The organism is Flavobacteriales bacterium (genome assembly GCA_016715895.1).
Classification (GTDB): domain Bacteria; phylum Bacteroidota; class Bacteroidia; order Flavobacteriales_F; family PHOS-HE28; genus PHOS-HE28.
Genome location: JADJXH010000004.1, coordinates 1 through 16,343, shown reverse-complemented (window position 1 = coordinate 16,343; position 16,343 = coordinate 1). Strand labels below are relative to the sequence as shown.

The following is a 16,343-nucleotide window of genomic DNA, read 5'->3' as shown; positions in this document are numbered from 1 at the left end:
AGAGCCGGGCTCGTGAGGACGTGTGGGGAGGGGCGTTCAACCGCTACCCATCCCGCAACAACGGCATCTCCACCTCCACGCGGGTGCCGGTGGGGCGGTCCACATAGCGGAAGCCGGCGTAGCCGCCGTGCTGCTTCTGCACCAGATCAAGCCGACTACGGGTGATGGCCGTGCCCAGGGAGGTCTTCTTGGTGGGCTGTTCGGGTGCGGTGGCCTTCGGGGCGTGGCGCCCCACACCATCGTCCTCGATGATCCACAGAAGCTGGCCACCGCGCGGCTCCACGGTGAGGGTGATGTGGCCCTTGCCCTCCATGTGGGTGACGCCGTGCCAGATGGCGTTCTCCACAAAGGGCTGCACCACCAGGGGCGGCACCTGCACCTCCTGCGGGTCGATGTCGGGGTGCACGTGAATGGTGAAGTCGAACTTCTCCTGCAGGCGTCGGCGTTCGAGGTCCATGTAGCCGCGCAGGGTCTCCAGGTCGTCGTGCAGGGGCACGGTGGCGTGGCGGCTGTTCTCGAGCACCGAGCGCATCACGCGGGCGAAGCGGGTGAGGTAGGATCCGGCGGCGTCGGGGTCGTTGCGCTGGATGTAGGCGTTGATGGAGTTGAGGGCGTTGAAGATGAAGTGGGGGTTCATCTGGCTGCGCAGGGCCTGGGTCTCCAGGTGGGCGGCCTCCTTCTCGAAGCGTTCGCGGCGGCGCCTGCGGTCGGTGCGGTACCAGAGACCGCCGCCCACGAGCAACAGCAGGCCACCACCGCCCACCGCCCAAGCGCGGGCCCGGTTGCGGTCGGCGCGCAGGGCTTCGATGGTGCGCGCAGCTTCCAGTTCATCCAGTTCGCTGGCGTGCCGCAGGCTGTCGGAGAGCTGCTGTTTGTTGAAGGTGTGCAGCATGTCACGCTGGGTGAGCTGCCGCGTGGTGCGGTCGTTCGCGATGCTGTCGCGCAACATCACCCAGGTCTCGTGGTAGCGCAGGGCCTCCATGCCGCGCCCCTGCGCCTTGTAGGCCTGATGCAGGCAGCTGCAGGCCTCCATCCGTTCGTCCCGGGTGCGATGGACCCGGGCGAGCTGCTCGCCTTGGGCGCAGTACCTGACGGCTTCGGCGGAACGTCCACGGGCCAGTTCGGTCAACCCCAGCCCGATGAGCGAAAGGGCCTCACCCGGTGCGTCGCCCAGTTCGCGCGCGAGATGTACCGCTTCGTTCAAGAGGTCCATCGCCTCGCCGGTCCGCTGTTGCGCGCGACGCACGGCGGCCAGGTCACGCAGCGGCCGGCCCATCACATCGCGTGCGTCCGCGGCGCGCACGAGGTCCACGGTCCCCTCAAGCACCAAGGCGGCGCTGTCCACCGCACCGCGCGCCAGCAGCATGGAACCAAGGGTGGTGCCCGCCGTCATCATGCCCTGGCGGTAGCCCACCTCGGTGTAGAGCGAAAAGGCCTTTCGCTGCAGGGCGTACGCCTCATCGTGCTCTCCCAGGGCGTGCTTCAGCGCGCTGATCCCGGTGAGGCAGGGCCACGCCCTTCCGATCGCCGAGCCGTTCCATGATGGCCAGGCTGCGGTACGTGAGGTCAATCGCCTCGCCGATGCGGCCCATCTCGGCGTTCACATTGGCCATGTTGCCGTAGCCTGCGGCCTCCATGTCCTCCATCTTCAGGCGCGCCGCCACTTCCGCCACAGCACCGTAGTAAACCAGGGCGCTGTCGTAGGTGCCCTGCATCTCGTGCACAAGGCCGAGCCCGTTCAAGGCGTACACGGTGCCCCCTTCATCGTTCGCGAGCCTGTGCTCGGCGATGCAGCGCCGGTACGCGGTGACCGCTTCGTTCATGCGGCCGGCGTTCTTGTGCACGATGCCGAGGCTGCTGAGCGCGGCCCCGGCACCTTTGTGGCCCACGCTGTCGCCCACCTGGAGGTAGAGCTCCAACGCGCGTTCCAAGTGTAGCCGGGCCCGGTCGTTGTCGCGTTGAATGATCGCGGCGATCCCGAGGTCGCGTTCGGCCAAGGCCGTCATCAGGGTGTCCTTCGCCACCAGGGCCTCGGCACGCATGCGTTCCGCCAGGGCCCTGCTGCTGTCGACATCGTATGCGCGCAGTTCATGGATCACCAGGTGGAGTGAGGTCAGGCGCTCACGCACGCTCAGCCGGGCATCCTGATAGCGCGTCCACAGGGAGTCCGTGGTGCCTGCCATCGCGGTGATGGTGAATACGCCCGCAAGAACAGCACAGACCAGGGAACGGGGCACGCGGCTCACCCGCCCAAGGTAAACGCACGCTCAGCCCACCTGCAACTTGAAGCCCACGCCGTGCACGTTCACGATCTGCACCGAGGCATCCGCCTTCAGGTACTTCCGCAGCCGGCTGATGAACACGTCGAGGCTGCGGCCGAGGAAGTAGGTGTCGTCACCCCACACCATGTTAAGCACCAGCTCCCTCGGGAGCACCTGGTCCTGGTGCATGCACAGCAGGCGCAGGACGTCGGCCTCCTTGCGGGTGAGCTTGCGGTCGCCGGCAGGATGCTTCAGGCTCAGGTCGCGGTGATCGAAGAGGTAGCTGCCCAGCTCGAACCGTTCTCGTTGGCGCTTGTCCTCGCCCCTGCCCTTGGTGCGGCGCAGGATGGCCTCGATGCGCAGCACGAGCTCCTCATGGCTGAACGGCTTGGTGAGGTAGTCGTCGCCGCCGGCCTTGAAGCCCGCGATGCGGTCCTCGGTCTGGCTCTTGGCCGTGAGGAAGACGATCGGCACCTGTTCGTTGGTGATGCGGATGTCCTCCGCCAGGCTGAAGCCGTCCTTCTGGGGCAGCATCACGTCCAGCACGCAGAGGTCATAGGTGTGGCTGTTGAAGTAGCGCAGCCCCTCCTTGCCGTCGCGGCACAGGTGCACCGTGTAGCCCTTGCGGGCCAGGGCGTCCTGGATGACGAAGCCCAGGTTGGGGTCGTCCTCCACCAGCAGGATGTGTCCTTTGCTGTCGCTCATGGGGATGAGGTGTGGCGGGGAAGGAGCAGGGTGAACCGGCTGCCCTTTCCGGGTTCGCTGTGCACACGCACCGAACCCTGGTGCGCCTTGATCACCTGTTGCACGTGATGAAGACCCAGGCCGAAGCCTTTGACGTCGTGCACGTTGCCGGTGGGCACGCGGTAGAACCGCTCGAAGACGTGGCGCAGATGTTCGCGCGCGATGCCGATGCCGTGGTCGGCCACCTCCACCGCCACATCGCCGCCATCCTCCCGCGTGGACACGGTGATCCGCGGCGGATCGGGGCTGTACTTGATGGCATTGTCCACCAGGTTGGCCAGCGCGTTGGAGAGGTGCACGCGATCGCCTTTCACCATGGGCTGCGCGGCACGCAGGTCGAGCGCGAGGTCCCCTTTCCGTTCCTCCAACACCAGGGTGAAGGACGCGGTCACCTCGCGGATGAGCGCATGCAGGTCGACGAGCTCGGTCTTCAGTGATGGGCCGTCGCGTTCCAGCGTGGTGAGCTGAAGCACGCGATCCACCTGGGCGCGCAGGCGTTCGGTCTCGCTTCGGATGATGCGGGCGTAGGCCGCCAGCCGGTCCGGCTCGCGCACGATGGACGGATCGGCGATCACCTCGCTGCTGAGCGCGATGGTGCTGATCGGCGTCTTCAGCTCGTGCGTCATGTTGCCGATGAAGTCGTTCTTCATCTCGCTCAGCCGTTTCTGTCGCATGATCATCCACACGCTGTAGGCGAAGAAGCCGAAGACGATGAGGGTGACGATCGCCGGGTAGATCCAGGTGCCGCTGCTCGCGGGTTCGGGGCTCCATAGCGCACTGTGCCGCCGGGGAAGTACACCCCGAAATAGTGGCCGTCCTTGTCCAGCTTCATCAGCTGCGAATGGGTGGTGTCCGCAGGCACGGAGTCCAGGCCCACATAGTTGCCGTACACGATGGAGTCGGTGAAGCAGTCATAGATGCCGTACTCGAAGTCCTCGCTGATGCCCCTGCGCTGGAACTCCTTCTTCAGCATGGATTCGAGCAGGTAGGGGTGGAGCGTGTCGTTGATGGTGACCACGAAGTAGTTGGGCCGCTCCTGCTTCACGGCGTCGAACAGGTCGGACGGGTCCTTGTTGATCGACAGGATCCGTTCGGTGACATCGGTGAGCGCGATCACCACCCGGTCGTTGAACTGCTTGTCGAGCTGCACCTGCTGCTGGCGCTGCAGGGTGAGCTGCTCGCGCTGCATGCGGAAGGCGCGGTCAAGCCACAGGATCTGGATGAGCACCACGCCCACCACGCTCAGCGTGGCAAGGATCACCAGGGTGGCCAGTCCGCGGCGCTTCATGCTCCGGACAATGTTACAGGTTCACGATCTTGGCCGCCCCTGCGTTAACGATCCTTTCGATCCATGGTCGGTCCCACCTTCTTCCGCTGGTCGCTCCTGGGCCTGGTGGTGGTGGTGCTGGCCGGCCTCGGCCTCGACCTGATGGAGGTGGACGCGGCCCAGTACGCGGCCATGACACAGGAGATGATGGACAGGGGTGACCTCCTCCATCTGTATTTCCGCGGTGCCGACTACCTGGACAAGCCCCCGCTCCTGTTCTGGAGCGCCACGGTCTCACACATGGTGTTCGGGGTGAACGATTGGAGTTACCGGCTTCCCTCCGTCCTGGCCGCCTTCTTCGGCCTGTGGGCCTTGTACCGGTTCACCCTGATGCACGACGACGCGGACTGTGCGCGCCGATCCGTGCTGGTGATGGGATGCAGCGCGGCCTTCCTGCTGATGACGAACGATGTCCGCACCGACACCCTGCTCACCGCAGCGGTGATCGGCACCATCTGGACAGGCTCGGTGTGGATGGAGCACCGCCGCTGGTGGGCCCTGGCAGGCTGCGGTGTGGCGCTGGGTGCGGGGCTGCTGGCCAAGGGGCCCATCGCCGCCGTGGCACCGGCCCTCGCGCTCGGGCTTGACGCCGCCTGGCGCGGTCGGTGGTCCCGCCTGTTCAACCCCGCCTGGTCCGTGGTGGCCGCGATCGCGGGCGTGATGCTGGTGCCCATGCTCATCGGGCTGTACGAACAGCACGGCCTGCATGGCATCCGCTTCTTCTTCTGGGAACAGAGCTTCGGCCGCATCACCGGCGAGAACCGCTGGAAGGACGACTCCACCCCGCTCTACTTCCTCCACGAGCTGCCCTGGCTGATGCTGCCCTGGACGCTGTTCATGGTCGCCGGTCTGGTCCTTGCGTTCCGCCAGCTGAAGGCCGACCGGGAACGTGTGTCCCTGTTCGGAGGCTTGTCCGTGCTGATCGCCTTGTCGTTCTCGCAGTTCAAATTGCCGCACTACATCTATGTGACCCTTCCGCTCTTCGCCGTGCTGGCCGCGCGCGGCATGCGCGACCTCGGCCGGGGATGGTGGCGCGCCCAGCTGATGGTGCTCGCCGCGCTGCTCGCCGTGGTCATCGTGCTCTGCGGGTGGTCCTTTGCCTCGCCGCGCGGAACGGCCTTCGCGGTGGCGGCCGGCCTGGGCATCTTGTGGGTCCTGCGAGCATGGGGGAAGGCCGCACCGACACCGGTGCTCATCCGCAGCGTGGCGACCCTCCTCCTGGGCGGCCTTGCGCTCAACCTGCATGTGTACCCCACGCTCCTGTCCTTTCAGGCCAATGCCCAGGCCGGCCGTTGGGCCGCTCAGCATGGACTGGGCCCTGACCGGTTCCTTGGGCTGCAAGCAGCGGGTACGGCGCTGGACCGCTACGCGGGTTTTGCCGTGCCCTGGCTCTCCAACGTGGAGGAGGCCGCCCGGGTGATCGGTCCGGGGGTGCACATCTACACGGATCCCGCCCACGAAGAAGCCTTGCGCGCCGCTGGTCATGCGCCTGTACGTGTCGCTTCCTGGCCGGATGTCCGTGTGCAGGTGATCGGGCTCGAGTTCCTTGCGCCGGCCCGGCGTGGTGCTCTGCTGCACGAGCGAGTGATCCTTCGCTTCTAAGGGGTCCCCCAGCCTTTTTTCCAGCAGGCCGCGAACACTCGGCCGAACACTTTGTTTAAGGTTGGTCCAAAAACCCTAAACGCTTGCCCTTCGGCAGGAACCCATCCAATCCCTTCCGATCATGGAGCACAATCCTCCCCCAGGTCCGACGGCGCGCCGTGCACGGCGAGCGCGTCGAGCGACCGTGGCGACCGCCTTGTTGCTGGCGGCCGCCCCGATCAGCGCCCAGACCTACTGTCCCAGTGACGGTGGTTCAGGCAATACGTTCAACATACAGCGCGTGCAGTATGCTGGGATCGACAATACGTCCGGCGACAACAACGGGTACGGGGACTTCACCGCCCTGTCCGCCACGGTCACCCCGGGCACGTCGAACACCATCGCGCTGGACGGCAACGGTCTCTTTTCCTGCAGCGGAGGTACCGTGTGTGGGTGGACTGGGACCGCAACGGGGTGTTCGCGGGAAGCGAGCTGGCCTTTCAGGGTTCCGGCTTCGGCCAGGTGAACGGCAGCATTGCCGTGCCCGCCAACGCACCGGCAGGTCCCACGCGCATGCGCATCAGCATGAGCTCCCCGGTCTACCACGGTCCTTGTGCGAGTTTCTCCCTGGGTGAAGTGGAGGATTACACGGTGAACGTCACCGCCGAATGCGTGGCCGACGCCGGAACGCTCACCACCCAGAAACCGGAGGTCTGCTTCGATGCAGGGGGACCTTCGTTTCCGGTGAAGCGGCCACGAACCCCGTGGTGCCCGCCGGGTATCAGGTCCTCTACGTCCTCACCGAAGGCCCGGGTCTGGTGATCCAGGCCGTGAACGGGGACAGTGAGTTCCAAGTGAACACACCGGGCAACTACACCATCCATACGCTGGTGTACGACCCCGCCACGCTTGACCTCTCCATCGTCCAGTTCGGTGTCACCACCGGCTTCGATGTGAACGGTCTGCTCATCCAAGGTGGCGGCAGCATCTGCGCTGCGCTGGATGTGGCCGGTGTGCAGGTCTCCGTGATCGCCCCCGATGCCGGTACGCTGAGCGGCGGGACCTCCCTGTGCAGCAACGGCGGTGCGCCGGTGACGCTGACGGCGACCCCGAACGGCGACGCCAACGTGCCTGCTGGCTACCAGACGGTGTATGTCCTGACGCAGGGTGCTGGTCTCACGATCGTGAACGCCGGTCCGAACCCGAGCTTCGACGTGACCGACGACGGCCTGTACACGATCCACACGCTGGTGTATGATCCGGCGACGCTTGATCTCTGGATCGTGCAGCTGGGTGTGACGACCGGCTTTGATGTGAACGGCCTGCTGGTGCAGGGCGGCGGCAGCATCTGCGCCAGACTGGATGTGCCGGGTGCGCAGTTCAACGTGGCCAGCCCGAACGCCGGCACCCTGAGCGGTGGCGCGTCGATCTGCGGCGACGGCAACGCGGTGACGCTGACGGCGACCCCGAATGGCGACGCCAACGTGCCCGCCGGCTACCAGACGGTGTACGTGCTGACGCAGGGCGCTGGTCTCACGATCGTGAACGCGGGTCCGAACCCGAGCTTCGACGTGACCGACGACGGCCTGTACACGATCCACACGCTGGTGTATGATCCGGCGACGCTGGACCTGAGCATCGTGCAGCTGGGCGTGACCACGGGCTTTGACGTGAACGGTCTCCTCGTGCAGGGCGGTGGCAGCATCTGCGCCAGCCTGGATGTGCCGGGTGCGCAGTTCAACGTGGCCAGCCCGAACGCCGGCACCCTGAGCGGTGGCGCTTCGATCTGCGGCGATGGCAACGCGGTGACGCTGACGGCGACCCCGAACGGCGACGCCAACGTGCCGGCCGGCTACCAGACGGTGTATGTCCTGACGCAGGGTGCTGGTCTCACGATCGTGAACGCGGGCCCGAACCCGAGCTTCGACGTGACCGACGACGGCCTGTACACGATCCACACGTTGGTGTACGACCCCGCCACGCTCGATCTCTCGACGTGCAGCTGGGTGACGACCGGCTTTGATGTGAACGGCCTCCTGGTGCAGGGCGGTGGCAGCATCTGCGCCAGCCTGGATGTGCCGGGAGCTCAGTTCAACGTGGCCAGCCCGAACGCCGGCACCCTGAGCGGTGGCGCTTCGATCTGCGGCGATGGCAACGCGGTGACCCTGACGGCGACCCCGAACGGCGACGCCAACGTGCCCGCCGGCTACCAGACGGTTTATGTCCTCACGCAGGGCGCTGGTCTCACGATCGTGAACGCCGGTGCGAACCCGAGCTTCGACGTGGCCGACGGCGGCCTGTACACGATCCACACGCTGGTGTACGACCCGGCGACGCTCGACCTGCGCATCGTGCAGCTGGGCGTGACCACGGGCTTTGATGTGAACGGTCTGCTGGTGCAGGGCGGCGGCAGCATCTGCGCCAGCCTGGATGTGCCGGGAGCGCAGTTCAACGTGGCCAGCCCGAACGCCGGCACCCTGAGCGGTGGCGCGTCGATCTGCGGCGATGGCAACGCGGTGACGCTGTCGGCCACCCCGAACGGCGACGCCAACGCACCTGCCGGCTACCAGACGGTGTACGTCCTGACGCAGGGCGCCGGTCTCACGATCGTGAACGCGGGTCCGAACCCGAGCTTCGACGTGACCGACGACGGCCTGTACACGATCCACACGCTGGTGTATGATCCGGCGACGCTGGACCTGAGCACCGTGCAGCTGGGCGTGACCACGGGCTTTGATGTGAACGGTCTGCTGGTGCAGGGCGGCGGCAGCATCTGCGCCAGACTGGATGTGCCGGGAGCGCAGTTCACGGTGGGTACGCCGAGCGCAGGACCTGACCGCGGATGCGAGGAGGTCTGTTTCGAGCAGGGAACGGTGATCTCCGCGACCCCGAACGGTGACGCCAACGTGCCGGCCGGTTACCAGACGATCTACGTGCTGACGCAAGGCGCAGGCCTCGTATCCAGAACGTGAACACGGTGCCGGAATTCGAGGTGAGCGCGTTGGGCACATACACCATCCACACGCTGGTGTACGACCCGGCGACGCTCGATCTCTCGATCGTGCAGCTGGGCGTGACCACGGGCTTTGATGTGAACGGCCTGCTGGTGCAGGGCGGCGGCAGCATCTGCGCCAGCCTGGACGTGCCGGGCGCTGTGACCACGGCGGTGGAATGTCCCCTTGACTGCGATGCGAACGCCGGCACCCTGAGCGGTGGCGCCTCGATCTGCGGCGACGGCAACGCGGTGACGCTGACGGCGACGCCGAACGGCGACGCCATCGTGCCCGCCGGCTACCAGACGGTGTACGTGCTGACGCAGGGCGCCGGTCTCACGATCGTGAACGCGGGTCCGAACCCGAGCTTCGACGTGACCGACGACGGCCTGGACACGATCCACACGCTGGTGTACGACCCCGCCACGCTCGATCTCTCGATCGTGCAGCTGGGCGTGACGACCGGCTTCGACGTGAACGGTCTCCTCGTGCAGGGCGGCGGCAGCATCTGCGCCAGCCTGGATGTGCCGGGTGCGGCCTTCAACGTGGCCAGCCCGAACGCCGGCACCTCTGACCGCGGTGTCCACGGAAGTTTGCCTGGAGAACGGTGTGGCCACCTTGTCCGCCACGGCCAATGGTGACGCCAACGTGCCCGCCGGCTACCAGACGGTCTACGTGCTGACGCAGGGCGCCGGTCTCACCATCGTGAACGCGGGTGCGAACCCGAGCTTCGATGTGACGGCCGATGGCCTGTACACGATCCACACGCTGGTGTACGACCCGGCCACGCTCGATCTCCCGGGATCGTGCAGCTGGGTGACGACCGGCTTCGACGTGAACGGCCTGCTGGTGCAGGGCGGTGGCAGCATCTGCGCCAGCCTGGATGTGCGGGTGCGGCCTTCAACGTGAGCGTCTGCACGGACGAGTGCCTGGCGGACGCCGGTACCATCGCGCCGGAGGACTTCATCGAGTGCCGTGTCGGCGGCAGCGCCACGCTGGTGGGACTGCCCGGCGGTGATGCCGTGGTGCCGGCCGGCTACCAGACCCTGTACGTGCTGACGCGCGGCACCGGGCTCACGATCCAGCAGGTGAGCGCCACGCCGGTGTTCACGGTGCAGCAGCTGGGTCTGTACCGCATCCACACGCTGGTGTACCATCCGGCCACGCTGGACCTGAGCATCGTGCAGCTGGGCGTGACCACGGGCTTCGACGTCAACGGCCTGTTGATCCAGGGCGGCGGCAGCATCTGCGCCAGCCTTGATGTCACCGGCGCTCCGCATCTCGTCGTGGGTCCGTTCCTCTGCGCCATCCTGAACGGTGTGTTCGGTGTGATCAGGACGGCACCCAGTCGCTGGTGCTGAGCGACGGCCGTGTGGTGGACGAGGAACTGGTGAAGGCCATCGAACAGGACATGCCGCTGGCCGACCTGAACCTGTGGCCGAACCCTGCCCGCGATGTGCTCAACATCGCGCTCAACACCTATGCGGAGGCCCGCGTGGAGATGAGCGATCAACATCCTGGGCCAGGAGGCCATCCCTGCCCTGGCGGTGAACGCCGGCAAGGGTGAGACCCGGACCACGATCGATGTGGCCGGTCTCGTGCCCGGCCAGTACATCCTGCGCCTGACGATCGGCGATGGGGTCATCACGCAGCGGTTCACGAAAGTGGACTGATTACGAGGTCCGGTGAAGCCGGGGCCTGGGCATCCGACGCAGGTCGGTGAAGCCCGGGCCTCGCTGATTTTTTCATGTTGCAGTTCCATGACCCACCACCCGGCGTTCCCCTTGTTCCTGCCCATGGACCCTCACTTGCTTTGCACCCCCGAACCCCGACCCATAGTGTGCTGGTGAACACCAGAAGGCCGGCGTCGAAGTGGTGAAGAGCCCCTTCAGCATCGCCGACTGGAACAGTGTGGACACCACAGGGCTCTCCACCTGGCCGCGTGCCCATAATGCGGACACCAGCTGGAGCTTCGGCGCCCCCAACCAGGGTCCCTTCGCCGATGAGTTCGACCTGGGCTGGGGCAACTACAACATCGGCCCCCATGTGGTGGCCGGCACACCATCTTCCGATCCACCTCGCCAACGGCAGCTGGCGGAAGCTGCGCATCGATGGCCTGGCCACGGGCACGTACACCTTCACGCACGCCGACCTCGACGGCAGCGACGAGCTTGTCGGTCGATCAACAAGGCGGCATACAGCACGAAGAACTTCGCCTACTGGGACCTGGAGACCCACACGGCCGTGGACCGCGAGCCGGCCAATGACAGCTGGGACCTCACCTTCGTGAAGTACGTCGCCTTCATCCCGCAGCCTTACGGGGTCACCGGGTGCTCCAGAAGCAAGGGGCATCGAGGCCGCCCGGGCCGCCGGTGTTCCTCCTGCGGATGCCGACTGGACCTCCGCCGCCTACAGCGCGCACATCAACACGATCGGCTTCGATTGGAAGCGCTTCGACATGCAGACCTTCCAGTGGGGCGATCGAGGATTCGTTGAGCTACTTCGTCAAGGACCTGGGAGGCAACGTGTGGGCATGTGGCCTTCACGGGCTTCGGTGGCAGCACCTCCGGCACGACCGACTTCACCCAGGAGCTCGTGAGCGCCACCGGTCTGGCCGAACGCGACCGGCCGGCGGACCTCCGCGTATGGCCGAACCCCACGCCTGATGGCACCTTCACCATCGATGCCGGGGAAGCCCGCATCCTGGGCCTCGAGGTGTTGGACGCATCCGGCCGCCTTGTGCGCTCCCTCGGGGCCTTGAGCGCCGCGCCGTTCACCATGGAACTTGGAGGGCTTGGAGCCGGCAGCTACACCGTGCGTCTCCTCACCGACCGTGGCCCTGCCGTGGCCCGGCTGCTTCGCCAGTGAGCTGAACCTGACGTGCGCGTGACCGTGCGCACGCGCACGTGTGCGCTCCTTGGCTAAGGTCCTTCCGATGGGTCCCTTCCTGCGCGTCCCTCCCGGCCCTCCTCCCTGACCGCTGCCACCAGCCCGGTCATCCTCCACGCCCAGGTCCGGCTCATCTGTGGCTGAGAACGGGGCCCCCCTTCCGTTCGCAAGCGTCACCTGGCAGCAGGGCGGCGGACCGACCACGGCGCAAGCCGATGACCAGGGTGCGCTGACGGTGCCGGTGGATGCCTCGCGGCCCCTGCTGGTGCGCGTGCACATGATGGGCTTTGCGGCCTTCGCCGATACGCTCATCGGAGCCGGTCCACACGCGCTGCACCTGCGGCCGGCGTCCATCCACATGCCCGAGCTCGTGGTCACCGGACAGTCGGGCGCCGGCATCGCGGAGAACGCGGTGCATCGGGTGCGTGTGATCGACCGCGGGCGGATCATCGCATGGCCGCCAACACCCTGGGCGAGGCCCTGCGCAATGAGCTCACCGTGCGCCTCGGCCAGGACAACATCCTCGGCACCGCGGTGAGCATGCAGGGACTGGGCGGCGAGAACGTGAAGGTGTTGGTGGACGGTGTTCCGGTGATCGGGCGGCAGGATGGCAACCTCGATCTGGCGCAGCTTGACCTCACCGGCATCGAGCGGGTGGAGGTGGTGGAGGGTCCGCTGAGCGTCAACTACGGCACCAACGCACTGGCGGGCACCATCAACCTCGGATCACCCGCAAGCGCTCCAACGACCGCTCCAGCGCCAGGGCTACGGCCTACGCCGAGCACATCGGCCGGCTCAACCTCACCGGCACCGCCACCGCCCGTCTTGGGCACCACGACCTCGTGATCACTGGCGGCCGCAATGCCTTCGCGGGTTGGGACCCCTCCACCGGCGGGCTGGTACGACCCTGCGCCCACCCTGGCCGACAGCACGCGTCACCAGCAATGGAAACCCCGTGAGCAGTACTTCGCCCGCCTCAACCACCGTTGGCGCGGCACGCACTGGGACCTGGGGTACAAGGGAGAGGCCTTCCAGGACCGCATCACCAACCGGGGTCGTCCGCGCGCGCCCTATCACGAGACGGCCTTCGATGAGCAGTACCTCACGCACCGCCTGGATAACGCGGTCTTCGCCGAGGGCCGTGGGACCGGGGACGCCGGTTCAACGCCCTGCTCGCGCACCAGCGCTACCGCCGCATCCGCAACACCTGGTTCCGCGACCTCACCGACCTGAGCGAACAGCTGGTGACCACGCCCGGCACGCAGGACACGTCGCGGTTCACGCTCACCAACCTGCGCGCCACACGGGCCTCGGCACCGGACAGTGCCCGATTGGCGGGGAGGTGGGCACGACCTCAACCACGAGACCGGGGAGGGCGATCGGATGGCGGGTGATGGCGAGACCATCAGCGGTCGGCGGCCTTCGCCAGCGCGGAGTACAGCCCGTGGAGCGGCCTCACCCTGCGACCCGGCCTGCGCTACGCGGTACAACACCCGGTACGAAGCCCCGTCGATCCCTTCGTTGAACGTCCGCTGGACACCGGCACCGACGCTCACCGTCCGCGCCGTCGCCTATGCCCGAGGGTTCCGCGCGCCTTCCTTGAAGGAGCTGTACCTCTTCTCTTCGTGGATGTGAACCACGACATCGTCGGCAACCTCGAACAGGGTCCGGAGCGGGCGCACCACGGCAGCGCCGGTCTCACTCTATCGCGCACAACGGGAGCGGGGGCACCTGGTCCGGGCCGAGCTTACCGCCTTCTTCAACGAGGTGGAGGACGTCATCAGCCTGGCCCAGGTGAGCGGCACGCGCTACACCTACGTCAACATCGGCGGGTTGCGCACCTATGGGGCACGGTGGGCGCAGGGTGGGATGATGGACGCCATGCGCGTCCACCGGAGCCTCCATCACCGGGAGGGAGGATGCTGTCTCGCCCGCCGCCCTGTGGAGCCCCGAGGCCCGCGCCTCGCTGACCTGGAACCACGGCCGGATGGCCTTACGGCATCCTCTTCTACAAGTACCAGGAGAGCTCGCCAATTACATCGCCGATGCCGACGGCGCAGTGACCCGCGACACGCATCGGCGCCTACCACCTGGCCGACGCCACCCCTGACGAAGGCCTCCTCGACCGGCGCATCAGCCTCTCCGTGGGCTGCAAGGACCTGTTCGATGTGCGGAACCTGGCGGGCCACCATGGCCGAAGGGGTTCACCTGCCGGCGCCACCGCCGTGCCGATGACCACCGGGCGCACCTGCTTCATGCGCCTTGATGTTGAATTGCGCAAGCGATCCTGACCATGCGTGCCACCGCATTGCTCCCGCTCTCCATCCTGTTCCTCTCCGGGTGCATCAAGGATGATCCCCGTGCCCGCCCGCCCGCGTGGGAGGCGGCCCAGGTGCAGCTTGTACGGGCAGCGGCTATCAGGACCAGCTGTGGGTCGACATCTCCTCCACCATGTTCAGCTTCGCTTCCGGGCCGGTGGACGTGGAGCCGTCCGCAGGCAGCTGGGACATGGTCTTCACGCAGTACACGCACCAGTTCCACGAACCCTTCATCCCCTACATCGTCACAGGCGTGCTCACCCCGCCCGGGGTCCGTGTGGCGCGCATCGTTGCCGCCGACATGGCCACGGTGAGCCCAGTCGGACACCTTGCAGCATCCCTTCAGCACCGCAAGGACGCCATCGGCTTCGACTGGAAGACCCATTCGTTCGACGACGGTGCCTACACGGTGGACCCTCCATCGTGTACATCATCCATGATGCGCAGGGGCTGTTCCACAAGCCCACTTCCTGGACTTCTACGACGCATCTGGGAACCGTGGGCTGCCCCACCTGGGGGAGGTGCGGGAGCCAGCGCACTTACATTTCCATGTTTCACCGTCGCCGGCATCGCGCGGCAGGCTGACGGCGCCAGGAAGAGGAGCCGTCCTGCTCGCCGAACTTCCAGGTGAGGGTGAAGCGCATCCTAGCGCATCTCGCGGCGGCGGTAGCTCTCCTGTTCGAAGAAGGCCGTTTCCACCGTGTTGCCCCAGCGACGCGTGAAGAACACATCGTTCACCGATACCACGGCGTTCAACCGGCGGGTGATGTCCTTGCCCACCGAAAGGTCCACCCCGTACTGTTCCAGGCCACGCTCCTGCGGCTGCACGCGGGGTCCCTCGTACTGCTGTTCACCTGCACGGACCAGTCCTTTGGCAGGCGGTAGTTCACGAGCAGCTTATAGTTCCACTGAGGCCCTGTACCCGACGCCGCCGTCTGCGGAGTGACAAGGCCACGTCCAGGTATTGCGCCGTTCCGGCTTCAGCGTGAGCTGGAGGCCCTGCACCGGTTCCACCTTCTGTGCAATGTTCTCCAGCCCGCAGTGACGCTGTAGCTGCCAGTTCACGAAGGTGTTCAGCAGCACGGTGCCGTCGAGGCTGGCGGAGTGCCAGCCCGCGATCACATCCTCCGTGTAGCGTCCGAACACGCTGGTGAGCCAGCTGGCCCGGCCTCTTCCAGAAGGGGAGCAGGGCGTTCACCTCGGCCAGGTTGTTCATCTCCGGCGCCAGGCCCGGGTTGCCGATGCGCACGTTGCGGGCGTCGCTGAACATGATGAAGGGCACTTATCCGCCAGAGCGCGGACGGTCGATCTTGCGCGAGAAGTTCACCTGCAGTTCGGCGCAGGCCGCCCGGCCACCGGTGCACCAGGTAGACCGGGCAGGAACAGCGCCTTGAGCAGGTCCTGACTTCCATCGGGGTATTTGTAGCTGAACACCTGGGTCTCGCCGCATCAGCCCGTCTCGAACCACGTCTGCTCGAACCGCAGGCCGGCTTGCAGGCTCCAGCGCGTTCGCTGAGCGTACGCGTCCAGTTCACGTAGGCTGCGTCGAGCGAACCCTCGCATCCGGTAGTCGTTGGTGAGCGCACTGTCCAGCTCGCCTGACGGCGTCTGTGGCGTGGTGAGCAGCACGTCCAGCCAGGTGCGGTCCTACGTCAGCTTGCTCTTCACTCCCGTATTCCAGCTTGCTCCGTTCGCTCAGCGGGTCCACCATGTCGAACTGAAGCGGACCACTGGTCGTAGTACGATCCGCCCAGGCTTTGTCCCGGGATGCGTTGGCGTGGTGGTGCCCGGGCCGCCATCGGCGATGAAGCGCCGGAAGCGCGACTCGCCGTCGCGGTCCCAGCGGTTGCAATGCGTGAGGTCCACCAGACCACCCTTGCCCTCCTTTGGGGCCTTGTGCCGGAAGGCCAGCTGGCCGTTGAGGCTCCGGGTCCGCGTCTCCGCGTCGTTCACCTGCGTGCCGTAGGTGCTCACCGCTCCATCGGACGTGCGGCTCTCGAAGGTTCCGGCTCTCGCGCCCCGACATGTTGTGGAAGCGCGATCCCAGGGACAGCGACAGCACGCTTCGGTTGGACCCGCATTATCCGCTCCGGAAACGGCTGCCAAAGGACCTGCGTCCCGACCGGCTGTCGGTGCGCTGCTCGAGTGCCTGACGGAACACCTTTGCGCGAGTATCCGTGCGCAGGGTGAGCCCGTCGGTGACGTTGGTGCCGTCGTTGTAGTTGGCGCT

At 66.5% G+C, this 16,343-nt stretch carries 23 protein-coding genes; 12 read left to right on the top strand and 11 right to left on the bottom strand.

Features of this window, described 5'->3' with window-relative positions; genetic code table 11:
- Positions 1-43: 43 nt before the first annotated feature.
- Genes IPM49_08750 through IPM49_08730 form a run of 5 tightly spaced genes read right to left on the bottom strand, consistent with a single transcriptional unit; the run spans position 44 to position 4,293 of the window.
- Positions 44-1,570 carry a histidine kinase gene (locus IPM49_08750; protein ID MBK9274612.1) on the bottom strand — a complete coding sequence of 509 codons (1,527 nt, stop codon included), beginning with the start codon at positions 1,568-1,570 and terminating at the stop codon, positions 44-46.
- Positions 1,458-2,246: a tetratricopeptide repeat protein gene (locus tag IPM49_08745; GenBank protein ID MBK9274611.1), complete on the bottom strand. Its 789-nt coding sequence runs from the start codon at positions 2,244-2,246 to the stop codon at positions 1,458-1,460. Before IPM49_08745 ends, IPM49_08750 begins: the two co-directional genes overlap by 113 nt.
- Before the next feature lie 21 nt (positions 2,247-2,267).
- A complete protein-coding gene (locus tag IPM49_08740; GenBank protein ID MBK9274610.1) occupies positions 2,268-2,966 on the bottom strand; it encodes a response regulator transcription factor in 699 nt (232 codons plus the stop codon).
- Positions 2,963-3,679, bottom strand: a complete 717-nt coding sequence (locus tag IPM49_08735; GenBank protein ID MBK9274609.1) for a hypothetical protein — start codon at positions 3,677-3,679, stop codon at positions 2,963-2,965. Before IPM49_08735 ends, IPM49_08740 begins: the two co-directional genes overlap by 4 nt.
- A 2-nt stretch (positions 3,680-3,681) precedes the next feature.
- Positions 3,682-4,293 (bottom strand): hypothetical protein, encoded by a 612-nt coding sequence (locus IPM49_08730; protein ID MBK9274608.1) that lies wholly within the window; start codon positions 4,291-4,293, stop codon positions 3,682-3,684.
- A 63-nt stretch (positions 4,294-4,356) separates the two neighbouring features.
- On the opposite strand from IPM49_08730, the gene IPM49_08725 reads away from it, so the two are divergent.
- The 9 genes from IPM49_08725 (at position 4,357) to IPM49_08685 (ending at position 11,774) form a co-directional block, all read left to right on the top strand.
- Entirely contained in the window at positions 4,357-5,934 is a 1,578-nt protein-coding gene (locus IPM49_08725) for a glycosyltransferase family 39 protein (protein MBK9274607.1), read from the top strand.
- Between the two features lie 432 nt (positions 5,935-6,366).
- Positions 6,367-6,735, top strand: coding sequence for a hypothetical protein (locus IPM49_08720; GenBank protein ID MBK9274606.1), 369 nt, complete (start codon positions 6,367-6,369; stop codon positions 6,733-6,735).
- The gene (locus IPM49_08715; protein MBK9274605.1) at positions 6,681-8,885 is read left to right on the top strand and encodes a T9SS C-terminal target domain-containing protein; all 2,205 of its coding nucleotides are present in this window, start codon (positions 6,681-6,683) and stop codon (positions 8,883-8,885) included. The genes IPM49_08720 and IPM49_08715 overlap by 55 nt, the downstream gene beginning before the upstream one ends.
- Positions 8,882-9,547: a hypothetical protein gene (locus IPM49_08710; protein MBK9274604.1), complete on the top strand. Its 666-nt coding sequence runs from the start codon at positions 8,882-8,884 to the stop codon at positions 9,545-9,547. The genes IPM49_08715 and IPM49_08710 overlap by 4 nt, the downstream gene beginning before the upstream one ends.
- Complete coding sequence (locus IPM49_08705) at positions 9,486-9,815, top strand: hypothetical protein (GenBank protein ID MBK9274603.1); 330 nt, start codon at positions 9,486-9,488, stop codon at positions 9,813-9,815. The genes IPM49_08710 and IPM49_08705 overlap by 62 nt, the downstream gene beginning before the upstream one ends.
- A complete protein-coding gene (locus tag IPM49_08700) occupies positions 9,812-10,267 on the top strand; it encodes a hypothetical protein (GenBank protein MBK9274602.1) in 456 nt (151 codons plus the stop codon). The genes IPM49_08705 and IPM49_08700 overlap by 4 nt, the downstream gene beginning before the upstream one ends.
- The gene (locus IPM49_08695; GenBank protein ID MBK9274601.1) at positions 10,261-10,473 is read left to right on the top strand and encodes a hypothetical protein; all 213 of its coding nucleotides are present in this window, start codon (positions 10,261-10,263) and stop codon (positions 10,471-10,473) included. Before IPM49_08700 ends, IPM49_08695 begins: the two co-directional genes overlap by 7 nt.
- Positions 10,454-10,579 (top strand): T9SS type A sorting domain-containing protein, encoded by a 126-nt coding sequence (locus IPM49_08690; protein ID MBK9274600.1) that lies wholly within the window; start codon positions 10,454-10,456, stop codon positions 10,577-10,579. Before IPM49_08695 ends, IPM49_08690 begins: the two co-directional genes overlap by 20 nt.
- An 862-nt stretch (positions 10,580-11,441) precedes the next feature.
- Positions 11,442-11,774, top strand: a complete 333-nt coding sequence (locus tag IPM49_08685) for a T9SS type A sorting domain-containing protein (protein ID MBK9274599.1) — start codon at positions 11,442-11,444, stop codon at positions 11,772-11,774.
- 151 nt (positions 11,775-11,925) lie between these two features.
- Here IPM49_08685 and IPM49_08680 read toward each other — a convergent pair whose 3' ends face one another.
- Positions 11,926-12,213, bottom strand: coding sequence for a hypothetical protein (locus tag IPM49_08680; protein ID MBK9274598.1), 288 nt, complete (start codon positions 12,211-12,213; stop codon positions 11,926-11,928).
- A 35-nt stretch (positions 12,214-12,248) separates the two neighbouring features.
- Between IPM49_08680 and IPM49_08675 the strand changes: the two genes are divergently transcribed.
- The 3 genes from IPM49_08675 (at position 12,249) to IPM49_08665 (ending at position 13,430) form a co-directional block, all read left to right on the top strand.
- Positions 12,249-12,641, top strand: coding sequence for a TonB-dependent receptor plug domain-containing protein (locus IPM49_08675; protein MBK9274597.1), 393 nt, complete (start codon positions 12,249-12,251; stop codon positions 12,639-12,641).
- A gap of 15 nt (positions 12,642-12,656) precedes the next feature.
- On the top strand, positions 12,657-13,028 hold the full coding sequence (locus IPM49_08670; protein ID MBK9274596.1) for a hypothetical protein: 372 nt from the start codon (positions 12,657-12,659) through the stop codon (positions 13,026-13,028).
- A gap of 288 nt (positions 13,029-13,316) precedes the next feature.
- Entirely contained in the window at positions 13,317-13,430 is a 114-nt protein-coding gene (locus IPM49_08665) for a TonB-dependent receptor (GenBank protein ID MBK9274595.1), read from the top strand.
- Between the two features lie 1,328 nt (positions 13,431-14,758).
- Here the strand turns inward: IPM49_08665 and IPM49_08660 are convergent.
- The 5 genes from IPM49_08660 to IPM49_08640 all read right to left on the bottom strand — a co-directional run.
- Positions 14,759-14,941 (bottom strand): outer membrane beta-barrel protein, encoded by a 183-nt coding sequence (locus IPM49_08660; GenBank protein ID MBK9274594.1) that lies wholly within the window; start codon positions 14,939-14,941, stop codon positions 14,759-14,761.
- Positions 14,942-15,010: 69 nt separating this feature from the next.
- Positions 15,011-15,259 (bottom strand): hypothetical protein, encoded by a 249-nt coding sequence (locus IPM49_08655; GenBank protein MBK9274593.1) that lies wholly within the window; start codon positions 15,257-15,259, stop codon positions 15,011-15,013.
- Positions 15,260-15,562: 303 nt separating this feature from the next.
- Positions 15,563-15,742 carry a hypothetical protein gene (locus IPM49_08650; protein ID MBK9274592.1) on the bottom strand — a complete coding sequence of 60 codons (180 nt, stop codon included), beginning with the start codon at positions 15,740-15,742 and terminating at the stop codon, positions 15,563-15,565.
- 66 nt (positions 15,743-15,808) lie between these two features.
- Positions 15,809-16,087 (bottom strand): hypothetical protein, encoded by a 279-nt coding sequence (locus IPM49_08645; protein MBK9274591.1) that lies wholly within the window; start codon positions 16,085-16,087, stop codon positions 15,809-15,811.
- Between the two features lie 106 nt (positions 16,088-16,193).
- A partial coding sequence (locus IPM49_08640) for a hypothetical protein (protein ID MBK9274590.1) occupies positions 16,194-16,343 on the bottom strand: 150 nt, incomplete at its 5' end.